Origin of the sequence: Roseibium aggregatum, assembly GCF_017309185.1 — a bacterium.
Lineage (GTDB): Bacteria > Pseudomonadota > Alphaproteobacteria > Rhizobiales > Stappiaceae > Roseibium > Roseibium aggregatum_B.
Genome location: NZ_JAEKJZ010000004.1, coordinates 182,715 through 201,234 on the forward strand (window position 1 = coordinate 182,715; position 18,520 = coordinate 201,234).

The 18,520-nt window shown below is 61.0% G+C and carries 16 protein-coding genes; 4 read left to right on the plus strand and 12 right to left on the minus strand.

The features are described from left to right. Positions 1-7: 7 nt before the first annotated feature. On the minus strand, positions 8-427 hold the full coding sequence (locus tag JF539_RS18525) for a hypothetical protein (RefSeq protein ID WP_207142205.1): 420 nt from the start codon (positions 425-427) through the stop codon (positions 8-10). A gap of 165 nt (positions 428-592) precedes the next feature. Continuing rightward, a complete protein-coding gene (locus JF539_RS18530) occupies positions 593-1,666 on the minus strand; it encodes a Glu/Leu/Phe/Val dehydrogenase (protein ID WP_207142206.1) in 1,074 nt (357 codons plus the stop codon). A gap of 324 nt (positions 1,667-1,990) precedes the next feature. Between JF539_RS18530 and JF539_RS18535 the strand changes: the two genes are divergently transcribed. After that, positions 1,991-3,808 (plus strand): DUF1007 family protein, encoded by a 1,818-nt coding sequence (locus JF539_RS18535; RefSeq protein ID WP_207142450.1) that lies wholly within the window; start codon positions 1,991-1,993, stop codon positions 3,806-3,808. Between the two features lie 83 nt (positions 3,809-3,891). Here JF539_RS18535 and JF539_RS18540 read toward each other — a convergent pair whose 3' ends face one another. The 3 genes from JF539_RS18540 to JF539_RS18550 form a co-directional block, all read right to left on the minus strand. After that, positions 3,892-4,650 (minus strand): gamma-glutamyl-gamma-aminobutyrate hydrolase family protein, encoded by a 759-nt coding sequence (locus JF539_RS18540; protein ID WP_207142207.1) that lies wholly within the window; start codon positions 4,648-4,650, stop codon positions 3,892-3,894. Positions 4,651-4,727: 77 nt separating this feature from the next. Beyond that, entirely contained in the window at positions 4,728-5,396 is a 669-nt protein-coding gene (locus JF539_RS18545; protein WP_209017412.1) for a response regulator, read from the minus strand. An 8-nt stretch (positions 5,397-5,404) separates the two neighbouring features. Next, positions 5,405-6,766: a cache domain-containing protein gene (locus JF539_RS18550; protein ID WP_207142208.1), complete on the minus strand. Its 1,362-nt coding sequence runs from the start codon at positions 6,764-6,766 to the stop codon at positions 5,405-5,407. Positions 6,767-6,954: 188 nt separating this feature from the next. Between JF539_RS18550 and JF539_RS18555 the strand changes: the two genes are divergently transcribed. From JF539_RS18555 to JF539_RS18565, 3 genes are all read left to right on the plus strand, one after another. Then, positions 6,955-8,055, plus strand: coding sequence for a TRAP transporter substrate-binding protein (locus JF539_RS18555; RefSeq protein WP_207142209.1), 1,101 nt, complete (start codon positions 6,955-6,957; stop codon positions 8,053-8,055). A 76-nt stretch (positions 8,056-8,131) separates the two neighbouring features. Continuing rightward, positions 8,132-9,166, plus strand: coding sequence for a TRAP transporter small permease subunit (locus JF539_RS18560; protein WP_207142210.1), 1,035 nt, complete (start codon positions 8,132-8,134; stop codon positions 9,164-9,166). Between the two features lie 21 nt (positions 9,167-9,187). Then, a complete protein-coding gene (locus tag JF539_RS18565; protein WP_207142211.1) occupies positions 9,188-11,854 on the plus strand; it encodes a TRAP transporter large permease subunit in 2,667 nt (888 codons plus the stop codon). 369 nt (positions 11,855-12,223) lie between these two features. Here the strand turns inward: JF539_RS18565 and JF539_RS18570 are convergent, their stop codons facing one another. The 7 genes from JF539_RS18570 to JF539_RS18600 all read right to left on the minus strand — a co-directional run bounded on the left by JF539_RS18570 (position 12,224) and on the right by JF539_RS18600 (position 18,463). Further along, complete coding sequence (locus JF539_RS18570) at positions 12,224-12,946, minus strand: response regulator transcription factor (protein WP_209017413.1); 723 nt, start codon at positions 12,944-12,946, stop codon at positions 12,224-12,226. Between the two features lie 14 nt (positions 12,947-12,960). Further along, positions 12,961-14,922 carry a PAS-domain containing protein gene (locus tag JF539_RS18575; RefSeq protein ID WP_207142213.1) on the minus strand — a complete coding sequence of 654 codons (1,962 nt, stop codon included), beginning with the start codon at positions 14,920-14,922 and terminating at the stop codon, positions 12,961-12,963. 200 nt (positions 14,923-15,122) lie between these two features. Beyond that, entirely contained in the window at positions 15,123-15,488 is a 366-nt protein-coding gene (locus JF539_RS18580) for a glyoxalase superfamily protein (protein WP_209017414.1), read from the minus strand. A gap of 139 nt (positions 15,489-15,627) precedes the next feature. Further along, positions 15,628-16,377, minus strand: coding sequence for a substrate-binding periplasmic protein (locus JF539_RS18585; protein ID WP_207142215.1), 750 nt, complete (start codon positions 16,375-16,377; stop codon positions 15,628-15,630). Positions 16,378-16,550: 173 nt separating this feature from the next. Further along, on the minus strand, positions 16,551-16,868 hold the full coding sequence (locus JF539_RS18590) for a hypothetical protein (protein ID WP_207142216.1): 318 nt from the start codon (positions 16,866-16,868) through the stop codon (positions 16,551-16,553). Further along, positions 16,869-17,222, minus strand: coding sequence for a hypothetical protein (locus JF539_RS18595; protein WP_207142217.1), 354 nt, complete (start codon positions 17,220-17,222; stop codon positions 16,869-16,871). Next, positions 17,219-18,463, minus strand: a complete 1,245-nt coding sequence (locus JF539_RS18600) for a hypothetical protein (protein WP_207142218.1) — start codon at positions 18,461-18,463, stop codon at positions 17,219-17,221. The genes JF539_RS18595 and JF539_RS18600 overlap by 4 nt, the downstream gene beginning before the upstream one ends. Positions 18,464-18,520 lie beyond the last annotated feature (57 nt).

Sequence of the window (18,520 nt, forward strand, 5' to 3'; positions counted from 1 at the left end):
CGTCAGTCTATTTCCGGTCCGAGGCAAGCTGCCTTTCAAACCCATCGAGGGCCTGCCGCAGGAACGGCAAGGCCTTTTGCCGGTACCGCCAGGGCTTGACCCGGGCCGGAAGGCGGCTCAGCCAATGAGAATTCGGTCCCTTTGACGAGCCTCGTTCGCGGCAGAGATGACGAACGCTCGGCATCAGCTTCATCTCGAAAACACGAATGAGTTCGCGCAACTCCGCAAGCGATGCGAAATAGAAAGTAAAGCCGTCTATTTCAACCAGAAAGGCTGGGAAGCCCCGCCCGCCAACAGGGCGGGTTAGCGGTGGGTCGTAAGCGTCCGCGTAGACCCAGATCTGGTTTCTGCGGGTGGGAAGATGGACCCAGAAAGCCATCGGCGACCAGACCGGCATGTCCTGATAGGCGATCCAATAGCGCTTCAATTTCCGGTTCCTTCCCGTTCAGAGCGCCGTGCGACAAGTCCGATCCATGCACTCGGGTCCCATCATCCTGATGGCCCGGACGCGACGGTGCAACCGGTTTCGGTCTACGGCGCCCGTCAATTCAGGCCAGACCGAAACGCGCTCCCTCGGGGGGCGTACCTTCGGTCAGGCTCTCCGTCCCTTCGCCAGTCTTTCTTCCGCGATCGCGTCCGCCACCTGTTCGGGGGTGCTTTCCTCTCTGGCGGCGCGTTCGAAGATGACGGCCAGCGTGTCGCCGATCGCCTGGGTCTTGTCGCGCACGGCCGTGTCGCCGCTTCCGGGGCTTGCCAGGGCGATTGAAATAACGCCGCCGGCATTGATCGCGTAATCGGGCGCGTAAAGTATGCCGCGTTTCTTCAGTGCAATGCCGTCGGCGGGGGTCTGGAGCTGATTGTTGGCGGCTCCGGCCACGATCCGGGCCTCGATCTGTGGAATGGTTGCGGCGTTCAGGCCGGCGCCAAGGGCGCAGGGAACGAAGATATCCGCCTGCACCCTATGGGCTTCGGCCGGGTCGACCGCGGTCGCGCCAAAAGCCTCCAGGGCCCGCAGCACCGCAGGGGCGTGAATGTCGGAGACGATCAGTTTCGCTCCCGCCTCATGAAGCCGGCGGGCGACGTCGAAACCGACATGGCCAAGCCCCTGGACGGAGACGGTCTTGCCGTCCAGGTCGGTGCTGCCGAACACATGGCGCGCAGAGGCCTTGATACCCTCGAAAACACCCAGGGCCGTATAGGGGGACGGATCCCCGAGGCCGGTCGCGCTGGTGCCGCGGACATGCGCTGTATGCCGGGCGACGGCTTCCATGTCGTCAGGCGACACGCCGACATCTTCGGCGGTGATGTAGGTTCCGGCAAGACGGTCCACATGGCGGCCGAAGGCCTCCATCATCTCCACGGTCTTCTCCTTGCGCGGATCGGCGACGATGACGGCCTTGCCGCCTCCGAGATCGAGGCCGGCGAGGGCGTTCTTATAGGTCATCCCCCGGGACAGGCGCAGGGCGTCCGTCAGGGCGGCGGAGGCCGTTTCGTAAGGCCAGACGCGGCAACCGCCCAGGGCGGGACCAAGCGTCGTGTCGTGAACCGCGATGATCGCGCTCAGACCGGTGTCCCTGTCCTGAGCGAAGACGACATTTTCGTGCGCTCCCATCTCCGGATGGTCGAAAACGGCGCTGTGGAGTACCGAAGTGTGCAAGGCGTTCATTTTTAAGCTCTGCAAGCTGATATGGACTGCGAATATTTTAGGCAAAAAACAGAGAAATATGTCTTCTTTGATCTAACTTCTGATCGTTCTGTGTTATAAAAATTTCTGATTTTGATTCACCTGAGAAAATTTGTTCTTCAGGAGTTTTGCGTTGCGGGGCAGGTGCGGCCTTTTTCCTGCCGTCTTTTCTCGTCACGCAGGCCGGTGTATGTAACAAACTTACATTCGACCTGTTGGTGCGCCGTGAAACGTCCTCTCTTTCTCTTCGCCAAGACCCTGTTTTCGGTTCTTGGCTTCATCGCCACTTCCTGCGCGATCGTGTCGATGTCGGCGGTTGGCGCTCTTGCCCATCCTCATGTTTTCGTGGAGACCCGGTCTCAACTGGTTTTCGACGATGACGGCAAGGCGGTCGAGGTCAGACACGTCTTCCGGTTCGACGATGCCTTTTCCGCTTTTGCGATGCAGGGCTTCGACACGAACAACGATGGCGTCTATTCGCGCGAGGAACTCAGCGAGCTTGCCAAGGTCAACGTCGAGAGCATGGCCGATTTCGGCTATTTCACCTTCGGCGACAACACCAAGGTGGAGCTCGATTTCACCGCGCCGACCGACTACTGGCTGGAGGTCGCGACGGTTCCGCTCAAAGACTACTGGGCGATGAAACCGGAAGACTTCGAGGCGATGGAAGAAGATGTCCGCATGAATGGCGGATCGATGCCGGAAAGCGTCGATCTTCTGGAATTGCACTTCAATCTACCGCTGAAGGACGCGACGGGAGCCGGAGAGCCGATCACCCTCGATGTCTACGACCCGACCTACTACGTGGACTTCAGGTTTGCCGAGAGCGACAACGCCGTCGGTTTGGAGAACGCCCCCGGCGCCTGCACCGTGACGAGGAAAGAGCCGCCGCCCCTGGACGATGCCACGGCCTATGCCCTTGCCCAGGTCGGTGCCGACCAGCGGGAGTTGCCGCCGGAGCTGCAATGGGCCGCGAGTTCCCAGATCAACCAGATGATCGTCACATGCGAATCGGACGCTGCGAAAGCCGGCGAGAGACCGGAAGGCAGCGTGGCGGAAGCGGATGCGGGCCGGCCGGATCCTGACGGTGCGGTCGACGAAACGGCGCCGGCACGGGTCGACGAAAGTTTCGACGTCGCTGAAGCCACCGCCCAGGTGATCAACGATCCCCCTTCGGCCCCCGTTCAGGTGAGCCTTTTGGATCGGATTTTCGGCACCATCGCGATCCAGCAGAAGGAATTCTACCAGAAACTTGTGGCCAGTCTCAGGTCGTTCCGTAGCAATCCCAACGCCATGTGGCTTCTGATCGCCATCTCCTTTGCCTATGGGGTTTTCCATGCGGCCGGTCCGGGCCACGGCAAGGCGGTGATCACGTCATATGTGGTCGCCAACAACGAGACGTTGCGCAAAGGCATCGTGCTGTCGTTTCTTTCGGCCTTCGCGCAGGCGGTGACGGCGATTGTGCTGGTCGGCGGTCTTGCGATGGTCTTCAACCTGACCAGTATCGCCATCCAGGACACCGCCCGCTGGTTCGAGGTCGGTTCCTATCTCCTGATCACCGGGCTCGGCGGTTGGTTGCTCTGGGGGAAAGCCGTAAGGCCGCTTCTCCTCTCGATCGCGGGCCGCTTCGAACGCGGTGGACAACTGGCCCATGCGGGAGCGGGCGCGGCCGGTCATCACGATCATCACCACCATGGGCATGGCCACCATCACCATCACCATCACGAAATCGGTGACGACGGGGTCTGCGCAACTTGCGGCCATGCCCACGCGCCGACACCTGACATGATCCAGGGCAAGATCACGGTGGGGCGCGCGGCCTCGATCGTGCTGGCTGTCGGGTTGCGGCCCTGTACCGGCGCGCTGGTCGTGCTCGTCTTCGCGCTTTCCCAGGGCATGATCGCCGCCGGCATCGCGTCGACCCTGGTCATGGCTGTCGGCACGGGGATCACGGTTTCCGTGCTCGCCAGCCTTGCGGTCGGCGCCAAGGATCTGGCCGTGAGGCTTTTCGGCGCGGGCAGCCCCACGGCCGGCCGCGTTCACAGAGCCATCGAGATTACCGGTGCGGCGGTCGTGTTTCTCCTCGGCCTGACGCTCCTGATCGCGACGCTCGGCTGGGGGTGAGGCGCCAGGGATGGGCGCCTGTTCCTTTTCCGCGAGGCGTGGACGGCCAAAGCGTCGGTCGCGGTGGCTTCAGTCCTGAGCCGTCATAGACCAAGCCGCTTGTCGCGGTAGGTGCGTACGGCGTTTCCGAAGGCTGCGAACAGCCTTTTCGAAGGGCCGTCGGTGGTCACCCAGTATTCCGGGTGCCACTGGGTGGCCAGGACATAGCCCGGACTGTCCTTGACGGAGACGGCTTCAATGGTGCCGTCTTCGGCTTCCGCCTCGATGACGAGGCCGTTCCCGAGTGCGCCGACCGCCTGCCGGTGGAGCGAGTTGACCTCGAAAGGTTCTTCGCCGAGCACTGCCGCCAGGCAGCCGCCTTCGGTGACTTCAACGGGGTGGGCGATGCGAAAACGTTCGTCCTGTTTGTCCGAGGTCGGTGCGCGGTGATCCCGGCGGCCTTCGAGAACCTGGATTTCGGTCAGAAGCGTGCCGCCGAGCGCGACGTTGAGCTCCTGCATGCCACGGCAGATCGCGAAGACCGGAATACCGCGCTCGACCGCGCGCTTCAGGAGCGGCAGCGTGGTCGCGTCCCGGTCCGGGTCGTAAGGGCCGTTTTCCTGTGTCGGCTCCTGGCCGTAAAGCAGTGGATTGACGTTTGAACGGGAACCGGTCGCCAGGACGCCGTCGACATGATCGAGCGCCGCATCCAGGTCCAGTTCGGAGCCGAGCGAGGGCAGGATCATCGGAATGGCGTCCGAGCCCTTCAGCACGGCATGAAGATAGGTGGAGATCGCGGCGTGCCAGTTGTAACCGTCGAGAGCCTTGACGTCGGCGGTTACGAGAACGAGCGGTTTGGTCATTTTGAACCTTCGGAATCAGACGCGGGTGTCTTGGGGCGAAGCGAGGTGAACGGTCCTTGGTCTTAGCCGAAAGCGGGTCATTCCAGCAATCCCAGATCCTGGGCGACCTTGTAGAGCTGGGCGGCATTCTTGGTGCCGACCTTTTCGCGTAGGTTCAACCGGTGGGACTCGACCGTGCGGACACTGATGCCGAGTTCCTTGGCGACTTCCTTGTTCGGCTGTCCCCTGGCGATCGCGGCCAGAACCTGCCGTTCCCGCTCGGTCAGGCCGTAGGGGTCTTCAACCGGTGCGGACGTATTGGCGCCGACGAGTGTCGGGCCGACGGCCGCGGAAAAATAGTAGCCGCCGGAAGCGACACTGTTTATCGCGGTGATCATTTCGGATGCCGAGATGTCCTTCAGGATATAGCCGCGCGCACCGGCCTGGACGACCCCGCGGACATATTCCGGGTTGTCATAGACCGACAGGATGAGCACCGCGACGTGGGGCCGGGACTTGCGGATCTGCGTCGCCGCTTCAAGTCCGTTCATAACCGGCATGGACACATCCATGAGCAGCACGTCCGGATGAAGCTCCATGGCAAGCGCGAGAGCTTCCCTGCCGTTGGTCGCTTCGCCGACGACCTTGAGCTCGGGTACTTTCTCCAGGCGCGCGCGGATGCCGTCGCGGACCAGTTCGTGATCGTCGGCCAAAAGGATCCGGACAGGTTTGCCGGCCGCCTGAGGCGTGGAAGTCTGCATTGTCATTGCCGGCATCATGCTGCCTTTGCGGTCTGATTGTCGAGGGGCATCTGGACTTTGATCTGAGTGCCTCCGGAGGGGCGCCGGTTCACGGTCAGGGTGCCGGCATAGGTTTCGATGCGTTCGCGCATGTTGCGGAAACCCAGGCCGCCGGTCTTCGGCAGGGGGCTTGGCAGGCCAATGCCGTTGTCTTCCACCGAAAGCACCAGGCTGCGGTCGCCGACCGTGAGGCTGATGCTGACCTCAGTTGCCCTGGAGTGGCGGGCGACATTGGTCATGCATTCCTGAACCACCCGGTAGAGCGCCGTCTTGGCGCCTTCGGACAGGCGGCTGAGCGTTTGTTCGGCGGAGACGTTGACGGTGATGCCGGACTGGCTCTGGAATTCCTTGCCAAGACTTATCAGGGCGGCCGCGAGCCCGATGTCGTCCAGGATGCTGGGTCTCAGGTCGCGCGAGATCCGCCGGACCTCGGCGATGGTGCCGTCCAGGGTTTTCAGACATTTCGCGGCCTGTGTCTGTAATTCCGTCGTGTGCCCCGCCTCGCTGTGGATCATTTCCACGCCGTAGCGCACGGACACGAGCAGTTGGGAAATACTGTCATGGAGCTCGGTCGATACCCGCTTTCGCTCCTGTTCCTGCACCTGGAAAATCCGGTTGGTCAGCTCCTTGAGCCTGCTGTCGGCGAAGCGCTGCTCGGAGAAGCGAACACCTGCGATCAATGAGCCCGCAATCACGATTGCCGCCAGCGTGATCATGAAGGTGACAAGCAGCGTCTGGCTGATACTGCGCGCGAAGTCCGCCCGGATCGCCACGACCTCCCGGGCGATGTCGTCCGTGTAAAGCCCTGTGCCCAGCATCCAGCCCCATTTGTCGAGCAAAATGGCGTAGCCAAGCTTTTCCTCGACCGTTCCCGTCGAGGGCTTGTTCCAGACATATTGGTGAAAGCGGCCGCCCTGCCGCGCGGCTTCGATCAGGTTGCGGATTACATAGTCGCCGTTCTCGTCCTTCAGGTCCCACCAGTTGCCGCCAACAAGTTGCGGCAGTTTGGGATGGACGATGTTGGTGCCGTCCAGAGTGTAGGCGAAGAAATAGCCGTCATAGTCGAAGGTCAGCTGTTCCAGGATCTCCTTCACCTGGGCCTGCGCGGCTTCGCGTCCGCCGGGTTCGTGCTCGTAGATCTGCTCGATGGACGTCAGTGCGAGGCTGACGTAGTTGCGGATCTCCTGTCTTTTCGCGGACAGGATCCGCTCTTCGACCGCCCTGGTCTGGGCATTGATCAGTTCCGTCGACTGGTAATAGGTCGTGACGCCGATCAGCAGGGACACTGCGACCAGGGGTAGAAGCGTGATGAGCAGCAATTTGGTCTTAAATGTCACCGAAACCGTCCTCTTGTTGCGCGACCATTACCCGGAATGAAGATCTATTGCGAAGTTTCAGTACTACTACTGAGGTTTTGCGCAAAACCACGAATAGCGTATCAACCTCGCAGTCAACTAGACATACGGCGAGATCGGTGCAAGTGTGTAGCCCGGTCCGCAACCGGGTCCGATTAGGGAGGAAACTAATGGATCGTCGTTCGTTTATTAAAAAGGCCGGTCTTGGTGCCGGCGGTATCGCTGCTGGTTCCGCACTTGCCGCTCCGGCAATCGCGCAGGGCGCCAAAGAACTTACCATCGTCTCCACATGGCCGCGGGACTTCCCGGGTCTGGGCATTCCGGCCCAGCGTCTGGCAGCCCGTATTGCCGAGCTGACCGAGGGCCGTCTCAACGTTGAATATTTTGCCGCCGGCGAACGTGTCGGTGCCTTCGATTCCTTCGACGAAGTCGCTTCCGGCAACGCTCAGGCCTACATCGGCGCCGACTACTACTGGAAGGGCAAGCACCCGGGCTGGGCTGCCTTCACCGCCGTTCCGTTCGGCCTGACCTACACCGAAATGGACGCCTGGATGAAATTCGGCGGCGGCCAGGAGCTGTGGGACGAACTGGCCGGTGAATTCGGCCTGAAGAACCTCGCCATGGGCAACACCGGTGTCCAGATGGGCGGCTGGTTCAACAAGGAAATCGAAACCGCCGACGACCTGAAGGGTCTGAAGATGCGTATTCCGGGCCAGGGCGGCGACGTCATGGCGAAACTGGGCGCGTCTCCGGTTTCCCTGCCGGGCGGTCAGATCTACGAAAACCTCGTCTCCGGCGCGATCGACGCGACCGAGTGGGTCGGTCCGTTCAACGACTACTTCATGAAGTTCTACGAAGCCGCCAAGTACTACTACTACCCGGGCATGCACGAGCCGGGTGCGCAGCTGGCCATCGGCTTCAACAAGGCGTTCTGGGACGGCCTCGACAAGACCGACCAGGAAATCATCAAGGCGGCCTGTAACGAGGAAAACTCCCTGACGATGGCGGAAACCAACGCCAACAACGGTGTCTACCTCGAGCGCCTGATCACCGAGCACGGCGTTGAATTGCGTGAGTTCTCCGACGAGATCTACGACGCGTTCGGCGAAGCCGCTCAGGAAGTTCTGGAAGAAGCCATGGATCACTCGGCCCTGTCCAAGAAGATCTACGAAGGCTTCATCAAGGCCCGCCAGGAAATCGGCAGCTACATGGCGATCTCCGACGTTGCCTACAGCAACAAGCGCAACCGCTTCCTCGGTATTCCGAACTGATCGGTAGCAAATACAAAAGGGGCGGGAGAAATCCCGTCCCTCTTTCATTGGCATAAGAAAAAAAGGCACAGCCAAAATGACGGCCTTGGACACGGTTCAAGACGGCGCGCCTGTTGTGAAGTCCAGCGAAAGCGGTTCGTCCGAAGGGGCTCGGATTTTCCGGCTCTTTGGCTGGATCGTGCTGGCGATCATGACCGGGTTCGTGATCAACAATTACCTGACCTACTGGCAGGATCTGCCCGGTATCGCGCCGATCTACGGCGGTGCGGCGAGCGGTTCGTCGCCGCTGCTGTGGTCTTGGCTGCAACTGGCGCTCTATGGTCTCCTGGTGCTGGCCGCCATCGCCTATGTGCTGAAAAACAGCCGGACGCTGCGTGAAGACAGCGCCCGCATCAGCAATATCAACGCCTTTCTCATCCGCGCCGCCTTCTTCGCCGTTTTGATTGTCGGACTTGTCGACAGCTTCATCTCGTTCGTGCGCATCGAGGAATTCCTGCCCGGTCTCGTGGGCGAGGGGCTTGCCAACGATCTCGGGCGCTCCCAGTTCCGGGGACCTTATGTGCATATGCCGCTGATCGCGCTTGCCGTTGTGATCGCGGCGTTTACGCGGACTCTGGGCTTTACCTGGCTTGCACTGCTCGTGGTCGCGGCCGAGTTCATGATCGTGATCGGACGTTTCGTCTTTTCCTACGAACAGGCGTTCCTGTCCGACCTGGTCCGGTTCTGGTACGCGGCCCTGTTCCTCTTCGCCAGTGCCTACACCCTGCTCGAAGAGGGCCATGTCCGCGTGGATGTGTTCTACGCGGGCTTTTCCGCGAGGACCAAAGGTATCGTGAACGCAGTCGGGTCGGTGGTTCTCGGGATGAGCCTTTGCACCGTCATCCTGGTCATCGGCATGGGCGGCAAGCAGAACATCATCAACAGTCCGATCCTGACCTACGAGACCACACAGGCCGGCTTCGGTCTCTATGTGAAGTATCTCATGGCCGGTTTCCTGGGCATTTTCGCGATTTCCATGATGATCCAGTTCGTGGCCTATTTCCTGGACGCGGTCGCCGATATCCGCGGCGAGCCGGGCGGCCGGGACCATGACAGCCATACTGTGCAATAGAGCCTGACGAGACCGATTGAAATGGAACTTTTCTTCCTTCTGCTTCTCATTGTCCTGATGGCATTTGCGCTCGGTTCCGGGTTTCCGGTGGCCTTCGCCCTGCCGGGGTCCGCGATCCTGACCATCGGCATCGCGGCCGGGTCAGGTTATCTCTTCGCGGGCGATCCGGACGCGTATTTCTCCCATGGCGGACCCGGACAGTGGCTCAGCGCCGGGGTGACCAACTTCCGCGGCATCTATTGGGAGGCGGAGCGCGACACGCTGATCGCGATTCCATTGTTTGTCTTCATGGGCATCATGCTGCAGCGCTCCAAGATCGCCGAGGACCTCCTGGTGACGATGGCGCGTCTGTTCGGGCCGGTTCCGGGCGGCCTCGGCATTTCCGTCGTGTTCGTCGGCGCGCTTCTGGCGGCCACCACCGGCATCGTCGGCGCGACCGTCGTCGCCATGGGCCTGATCTCGCTGCCCGCGATGCTGCGCAACAACTATTCGGTCCCGCTGGCGACCGGAACGATCGCGGCCTCCGGTACGCTCGGCCAGATCATTCCGCCTTCGATCGTGCTCATCATCCTGGCCGATCAGCTCGCCAGCGCCGTGGACCAGGCCGGATCGCTGCGGCAAACGCTTTACAAGGCAAGCACCGGCGAATTGTCGATGCCGTCGGACTACGCCGTGGTTTCGACAAGTGCGGGTGAAATGTTCCTCGGCGCCTTCCTGCCGGGTCTTGTGCTTGTCGGGCTCTACATGCTGTTCATTCTGGGCTTCGCGCTCATGAACCCGAAGTCGGCGCCTGCCGTCCATGAAGAGGGGACCTTCACCCGGCAGTTCGCCGTCAAGGTCGTCATCACGCTGGTGCCGCCGCTCGCATTGATCTTCCTGGTGCTCGGATCGATCATCGCCGGTGTCGCCACCGTGAACCAGGCCGGCGCAATCGGTGCGATCGGCGCCATGGTCATGGCCGGTTACCGTCTGCGGGACGGCAAGCGCGGGGCCTACAGCCCGGCGATCATCGCCATTCTGGCGCTGCTTGGCCTGGCGCTTGTGATCAGCTTCTTCGGTTCGGTGAACATCAAGCTGATCGAAACCAGCGACGACCTCGTCGCCCTGGTCCTGGCCCTGATCGCGGTTTCGCTCCTGTTGATCGCGATCTTCTGGTCCGGCTGGCGCACGCTGCAGCTGGAGAACACGCTGCGCGGCGTCATGGTGGAGACGGCCAAGACGACATCGCTCGTGTTCATCATCCTGCTCGGCGCGGCCATGCTGACATCGGCCTTCCGCGCCTTCGGCGGGGAAGAGCTGGTCAAGGACTTCCTGCAAGGTCTGCCGGGAGGATTCTGGGCACAGTTCCTGATCGTCATGCTGGTGATCTTCATCCTCGGCTTCTTCCTCGATTTCATCGAGATCGCCGTCGTGGTGGTGCCGATCGTCGCGCCGATCCTGCTTGCCGACCCGTCCGCCAATGTCACCGCCGTGTGGCTGGGCGTGATGATCGGGCTGAACATCCAGACCTCGTTCCTGACACCGCCCTTTGGCTTCGCGCTGTTCTACCTGCGCGGGGTTGCCCCGGCGGTGGTCAAGACGCTGGACATGTACAAGGGCGTGATTGCCTTCATCTTCCTGCAGCTGGTGGCACTCTGCATCGTGGGTTTCTATCCGCAGCTGGTGAACTACCTGCCGAACCGCTCGTCGCTTCTGTCCGAAACGGCGCCGCCGCCCAAGAACCCGCGCCTTCAGTACTGCATGGAAAAGCTCATCTACGCAGACTTCCAGGACAATGGCGACGGCATTCTGGCGGCGATCCAGTCGGCTGAAGGCATCGATATGAGTTACCTGCCGGCGGATGTTCAAAAGGACATGTCCGAAGGCTTTGAAAAAGCCCGGGACGCGCTTCCCAAGATGCAGGCGATTCACGACGCAGAGGCCGAGGTTGCCGCGGCCGCCGGAGCCTACCGGCCGGTCCATACCAAGGTCCGCGCACTGGAACGCGACGCCCGGCGTCTGGAAGAGCAGATCGAGGAACTGGAAGTGGTCGTCGATCGCTCGGGCGAAGGCGGGATTTACACCGCGGAGCAAGGCGAGCGGGCGCAGGCCCGGATCGAGGCCCTGACGGCTCAGCACGACGCGCTTCTGGCCGAGATTCCTTCGGACTGGGAAGAGACCTACGGCACTTTCTCGAAAATCCAGAAGGCCGAGAATACAGCACGGCTGACCTATCGCAGAACGGTCGATCAGGCCTATGAGCCGGTTCTGGAATTGAAGGCCATCCTGGCGGATGCCGATCTGGTGGCCAGCCTGAGGCCGGAGATCGAGGCCTTGAAGGAGCAGGTTCCGCAACTTGATCCGAAGGCGGCCGTCGACGCCATCGCCACCATGCGTTCACGCGTGGGCGAAGCCGAGGGCACAAGCGATATCCGCGACGGTTTGAGCGAGGCGCGCAAGATCATGCGGAGCCGCGAGCCGAACGCCGAAGAGGCGATTGCGGAGATCGACAAGTCTCTTGCGGCGCTCGACGCGGACCTCGCCTGGCGGCAGAAGGCGGCGGCAGACATTCTGCCGAAGCTGGAGGCTTACGACGAGGCCGTTGCCAACTCTATCGGCCTGCGCGCGCAAGACAGGCTGCCGACGGACATGGCACTCGACGTCGCCGGCTGCCTGTCGGGGCACCGCAACATCTCGCTGAACTTCTGATCGGTTCGAGAGCAATTCCTGAAGCGGGCTTTGCAGCCCGCTTCAGAGCGCTGACAAGCCTTCAGACGGTCATTCCGGACAAGTGCAGCGGAGCTGCGCGCAGATCCGGAAACCAGAAATCTTCTGCGCCAAAGGCGCTCAGTATTCAAGTTACATCAGATAGATACAAGAGAAGGGGCTCGCTGCCGCTCGCGCTTGTCAGCTGGATTCCGGCTCACGCGACACCGCTTCGCGGTGCGCTGGCCGGAATGACTTCGGGACGTTCGTCAGCAATCCGAAGCGGGCTGGTATCCCGCTTTTCTTGCCTTTTGTCCTGTTCGGACTTGCCGTCGAAAACGGCCTTTGGCAATACCTGCTTGCCTGTGATTCCTAGCCCCACTTCACATCGCAGGCCAGCATGTAGCCTGAGCCGTAGATGGTGCGGATATGGGCCGGGCCGTCCTTTCGGTTGAGCTTCTTGCGGATGCGGGAAATACGCACGTCGATCGAGCGGTCGAGGCTTTCGTCCCGCCCTCCGTGTTCCAGCAGATAGTCCCGGGTCAGAACTCTTTTGGGTGCCCTTAGCAGGGCTTCCAGAAGCGTCGCCTCGCCGGTCGAAAGGAACGTTTCCTCGCCTTCCGGCGAGGTCAGGCAATGGGAGGCCGGCTGATAGGTCCAGCCTTCGAAAAGAGCGAGTTCCGGCCGCTGGTCCGGCTGGGGCTGATCCGAGGAACGCCGCAAGATCGATCTGATCCGGGCAATGACTTCGCGCGGATCGAACGGCTTGACCACATAGTCGTCCGCGCCCAGTTCCAGACCCATGACCCGGTCGCTCGCGTGACCGCGCGCGGACAGCACGATGATCGGCACGGAAGACTGGCGCCGGATTTCGTTGATCAGGGTCATGCCTTCCATGTCCGGAAGGCCGAGGTCGACGATACAGGCGTCCGGGGTTTCCCGGTCGAGGGCCGCAAGCAGCTGCGCGGCGGTGGAAAAGACCTTGCCGGCGATTTCGAACTGGCTCATGGCGTCCAGCAGTAGATTGCCGATATCCGGTTCGTCATCGACGACGAAGACAGTCCGTTTGACCGCTTGGGCTGGGCGTGTCTGCAAGGCTTGAGCCTTTCTCATGGTTTCAACGACAGGATCCGGTGCAGGGTCTCGGCAAGCTCGCCATCGGCAAATGGCTTGGCGAGAACCGGAAACTCGCATCGGTTGCCCTGGTCTGACAAGCCTGACCAATCGGCGTAACCGGACATCAGCGCGATCGCGAGGTCCTGCCGGTGGCGCCGGATGTCGCGGGCGAGGACGAGACCGTTCTGCTGACCGGGCATCACGATGTCGCTGAGGACGCCGCGCAGTTCAGGAAGCTCCAGGGCGAGGGTCTTGGCGTCTTCGGCGCTCTCGGCTCTCAGTACCGTATATCCCAGGGTCTGGAGCTGGTCGGTGACGGTGTCGGCGACATCCGGGTCGTCTTCGACCAGCAGCAGAAGCTCGCCCTGTCCGCGCTTGACGTCCGGGGCCTTGTCCGCTCCCTCCGTCTTTCCCCAGGCTCGTTCAAGTCGTTCAAGGGGAAGAAACAGCGACAGGCAGGTTCCTGCGCCGGGTGCGCTATCAACCTGGATCGCGCCGCCGGATTGACGGATGAAGCCGTAGACCATGGATAGCCCGAGACCGCTTCCGGTGCCGAAGTTCTTGGTGGTGAAGAAGGGTTCGAAGATCTTGAGCCTGATCTCTTCCTCCATGCCGCCGCCCGTATCCGAGACTGAAATGCGGGCGTAAGGGCCTGGCGGAACGCCGAGGTCGCCGGCCTGTTCTTTAGTCAGGTCCGTCTCCGAAAGGCTCAGGCGCAGAAGTCCACCGTCCGGCATGGCGTCGCGGGCGTTGAAGGCCAGATTGATCAAAGCGGTTTCCATCTGGGTCGGGTCGATCCTCGCGCCGACCCTGTCGTCAGCCGCGTCCGCTTCCAGGGAAATGACGGAAGGCAGGGACCCTTCCAGCAACCGGGTGGCGTTGCCGATGACCTGCGCCAGCGGAACGATCTTGGGATCGATGGCCTTGCCGCGGCTGAAGGCCAGCAGCCGCTGGATCAGATCGGAGCCTCGTTTCGTGGCCTCCATCATGGGCTGCAGCTTGCCGTCCAGCGCCTGCCTGTCGATTGGCGTTTCCAGCCGGCTCAACGAAAGCAGGTTCCCCATCAAGATGGCGAGCAGGTTGTTGAAGTCGTGGGCGAGGCCGCCGGTCAGCTTGCCGACGGCGTCCATGCGCTGGGATTGCACGAGGGCGGCTTCCGCCTGTTTCTGATCGGTGGCATCCAGAGACAACACGAAAATCCCGAGGGTGCGTCCGTCCGCGGTCATGTCCGGGATCAGGGTGGAGCGCATGTAGGCGGACGAACCGTCCGGACGCTGGCGCTGGTATTCATAGCTGACCGCGTTGCCTTGAAAGGCCCGTTCGATATGCGGTTCGAGTTCCTTGAAGAGCTCCTCGCCGACGACCTCAGGCGCACTGCGGCCCGCCACGGAGGCGACCGAATGACCGAACCAGTCGGCGTAGCGGCGGTTGGCGAAGCGGAAGACCGGACCGGGCGCCATATAGGCAATGAGCGCCGGTATGTTGTCGGTGACCAGACGCAGCCAGTCCTCGCTTTGGCGCAGCGCCCGGGTGCGCTCGGCCACTGTTCGCTCCAGCTTCTCCTGCAGGCGGCGGTCCGCCGTGACATCGGAGTAGGTGGTCACGAAACCGCCCTGCGGCAGCGGCGTGCCGGAGACGGCGATCACCTGGCCGTTCGGGCGGATACGTTCGAAATAATGCGGCTCGAACAGCTTGGCGCGTTCCAGCCGGCGGCGTATCTTGCCTTCGATGTCGCCCGGACCGTATTCGCCGCGTTCCGCGTTGACCCTCAGGAAAGCTTCCAGATGGGTTCCCCGGCGGGCGAGCTCGTGCGGGAAATCGAGCATTTCCCAAAGGCCACGGTTCCAGGCGACAAGCTTCAAATCCGCGTCGAAAGCGGAAAAACCCTGATTGATGTGGTCAAGCGCGGCCTGCATCAGATCGAGTTGCGTCTTGAGCTGCTGTGTGTCCTCCATGGTGGAAGATTAAGGGCAAATGACCGGTTTGGCCATGTACTCCGGGAGGCATTGTTCAAGCGCCGCTTCCAGGTATTCGTCCTCTGCGTCTTGACGGTGTGGAACGGTGGAGGAGGATGGATATCTACAGGCGGATCCGAGGCGCGCACCTCCGGATTTCCGCCGGAAATGCGGCCCGCGGCTGAAACGCAAGCCCGGCACTACGTGCCGGTTTCGCTGTCGCTCAAGTCGTGGTGGAAGTGAAACAAATTGCCGTTAAAGTCCTTGACCGTGAACTGCCGCAATCCCCACGGTTTGTCGTCGACCGGATCGACGATATCCGCGCCGCGCGCGGCAAGTTCGGCGTGGGCTTCGTCCACGTCTGCGGAGAAGATCCAGAATGTCGCCGGGTGGATTTCGCCTTTTGTTTCCCTGAAGAAGATCGCGCAATTCCCGTGTGAGACGGCCCCGATCGCGCCCTCGGGATGAAACCAGCCGATTTCAAACCCCATGAAGTCCCGGAAGTAGCGCTGCGCGGCCTTCACATCCGCAACCGGCAATTCGGGCGTGGGCTGCTCGAGTTTCATGACCATACTCCGTGTCGGGTCCAGTACGGTCGCCAGTTTATCGCTAAGTGCGTTTAAGTTGAATTTTCATCTCAGGTATTTCGATGCTCCTGCCGTGCGGCCGCCTTCTGATGTGGGCAGACTTCCGCGCCGATCGGGACTACCTGTAATGTTCTAGAATTTCGTCGATCCGGCCGCTGTCCTTCAGCTTTCGGAAAGCGCGTGCCAGATCGTCAAACGGAACCGGCGACTTGCGGGAAATCATGGCTTTTACGTCATGGGTGCTTTCGATCTTCTCGGCGACGATGAAATCACCCTGTGCCTGATGTTTCGCCAGATAATGTAAGATGAGCGTGTCGGCATCCAGCAGGGCGTCGATGCGGCCCAGTTTCAACCTTTTGAAATTCGACGCGAGCGAGTCGACATCGTCACGGATCACGGTCCCCTCTGAAAATCTTTCATCGAGTTCGCCCGGATACCGGTACCCGCGGATTGTCCCGATCCTCTTTCCGGTCAGATCGTCATAGTCGGCAACAGAGAAAGAATTTTGCACCGAAACGACATAGCGTCCCGATTCCCGGAACAAGGTTTCGGACCAGAGAAACTGCTCCGGATTTGTGTACCAGCGCGGACTGGACAAGACCAGGACATGGGATTTTCCGGTCAGGAGATGGTTATCCATCCGTGCCCTTGGAATGTTCTCGTAACTGATTTCGACATCGATCTCATTTGCGACTTCATCCATGATGTCCTTGACGATACCGCCCACCAGCCTGCCGTTTTCCACGAAGGCATACGGCTCGCCATAGTGACTTCCGAAGCTGACGATCAATCCATCGTGATGGGCGGATACGGGCGTAAGAAATGATATAAAAACAATTAGATAGAAAATCAGCCCTGGGGTTCTCATCAGTGGAATTCCTATGCGCTTTGAATTCTTTTTGTTTTTCGGCATGGGAAATCATTGGAGATGCTTAAGAGATCTGCCTGTATTTAATTTCCATGGCTGGAACTATTTTAAACGAGGAGTTGTAAATAAAAAATCCGGCTTTTTGCCAAGGTAATTTCTATTATCGCTCGAACCTATTGCCGAAGGCAGCCGAACATGACCTGACCTTTTCCGTCCCAGGCAATTTCCAGCAGATCGGCGTCCCGGTGACAGGAGAATTCGTTGCGCTGTCGTCCGCAGAACCAGACGACCGGCTGGCCTCGGGCGATCGGCAGGCGGCTGGTTTCGTTTCGAAACAGCGTTTTGCGTTCCTTGTCGCCCCAGACTTCCATTTCGTAGTCCAGGCAGCGGTAGCTTCGCTCATCGAGAAATTGCTGGGCCTGCACCGGCGAGGATTCGCCGGCAAGGAGCGGCGCGATGACGAGGAGCAGGGCCGGGGCGAGTTTGCGCATCTAATTATCCTCTTCGCCTGAAGCTTCTGTCTCGGGAATGACGCAGTTTATCCGGATCCGTCCCGCGTCCCGCCAGCTGATGACGGCCGAGGCCGCAGTGTCGGTGCAATCGAAAGTTTCTTTCCACAAAAGGGTCGCACTGGATTCGCCGGGCCGCAAGCAGAGCAATTGAAACGTGGTGACCGCGACCGGTTCTGCAATCCCAGCGGAGGGAAACAGGTCTGTATCGCCGGTACGGATCACGAGAACTTCGCTGACCGGGTCGCAGCGGTCCTGCAGAAACTGGGCCTGCGCCACCTTGAAAGACAGGACTACGGCCGCCAGCGCACAGGCCGAGACCCGCCCGGCGCTCATGAGCAGAATTCCTCATAGCCCGTGTCGCTGCCGTCGAGAAAGTCACGAATGACGAGATTCCGGTCGCCGAAGACCGGCGGTCCGACGGCGAATTCCGCCGAGCGGCAGGCATAACCCTTGGCTTCCGCCGGCAGTCCCTTGTCCTTCAGGAGAAGCGCCATTGCGGACAGCGACTGGAACAGGACGAGCCGGTCGTCGGTATATTGGGCGACCCGGACCGCCTTTTCGAACGCGGTTCGGGCGGCGTCGGGATCGTAGATTTCCGGAAACTCGCGGCGGATGCGGATATTGCCGACGGTCTTGAGGATTCTCGAAAGCCGGGGAAAGTCCTGGGCCTCGTCATAGTAGAGCGCGGCCTGCTCGTATTTCTGGATGGCTTGCGCGAATTTCAGGTGGTTCTGATAGATGTTGCCGATGGCTTGGTAAACGCTGCCCTTCATGGAGTCGTCCGACCCCTCCAGACTGCGCACGGCCCGCTCCTCCAGGGTGATCAGCGCCTCGGTAAAAAGGCCCTGGTCGCTTTCGGTCCGAGCCCGCTGCATCAGCACGTTCAGATATTCATCGTTGCTGATGGCGCGAGCTTTTTTCTCCGCCTCGTCGAACAGCCGCCGGGCGCGCTGGACCTCGTTGTTGAAGGCCCGGTTGATCGCCAGTTGCACCGTCGCGAAGACTTCTAGCTGGGTATAGTCCTGATTGTGGGCGAACTCCCGGATCGCGGCATAGAACCCGGCCGTTTCGTTGTCGAAGGGATCGAGCGTGTTGCCGAAATTGATGGCAATGATGTCGGTCTGTTCGCGAATGAAGCCGTCCAGCTGGTCCTGAACCCTCTGGCTGTCCTGCTCGATTTTGGAAAAGGTCGTCTCCAGACCGCCGAATTCGGTCTTGAGAACGTCGAAGTCCGCGAGCAGGGGACCCAGTTCGCGTTCCAGTTCGTCGATCCGGTCCCGGAACGCGTCGAGGTCCGTTTTGGCGTTGGCGACGTCCTGGGAGAGATCGCTCAGGCTCGCGCGCAGCTCCTCCCGCGCCCGGTCGATGAAATCATAGCCGAAAAAGGCGGCTGCGGAGAGCAGGATCGCGAAGGCGGCGCCGTAGCGATACTTCAGCGTTGTCTCGACCCGCGAACGGACGCTGTCGGCGAGACGCCGCTCGAAAAGCTCGAACCTCTCCTTGTCGGACAGCCTTTGGCCCGAACTTTGATCCGGCTTTTCAACGGACGTTCGATCTGGCGGGTCCTGGGGCATCCTGCGCTCATCCGGTCATGGGGGTTCAACCATAGCAGGTTTTCACCTTCCCGAGGA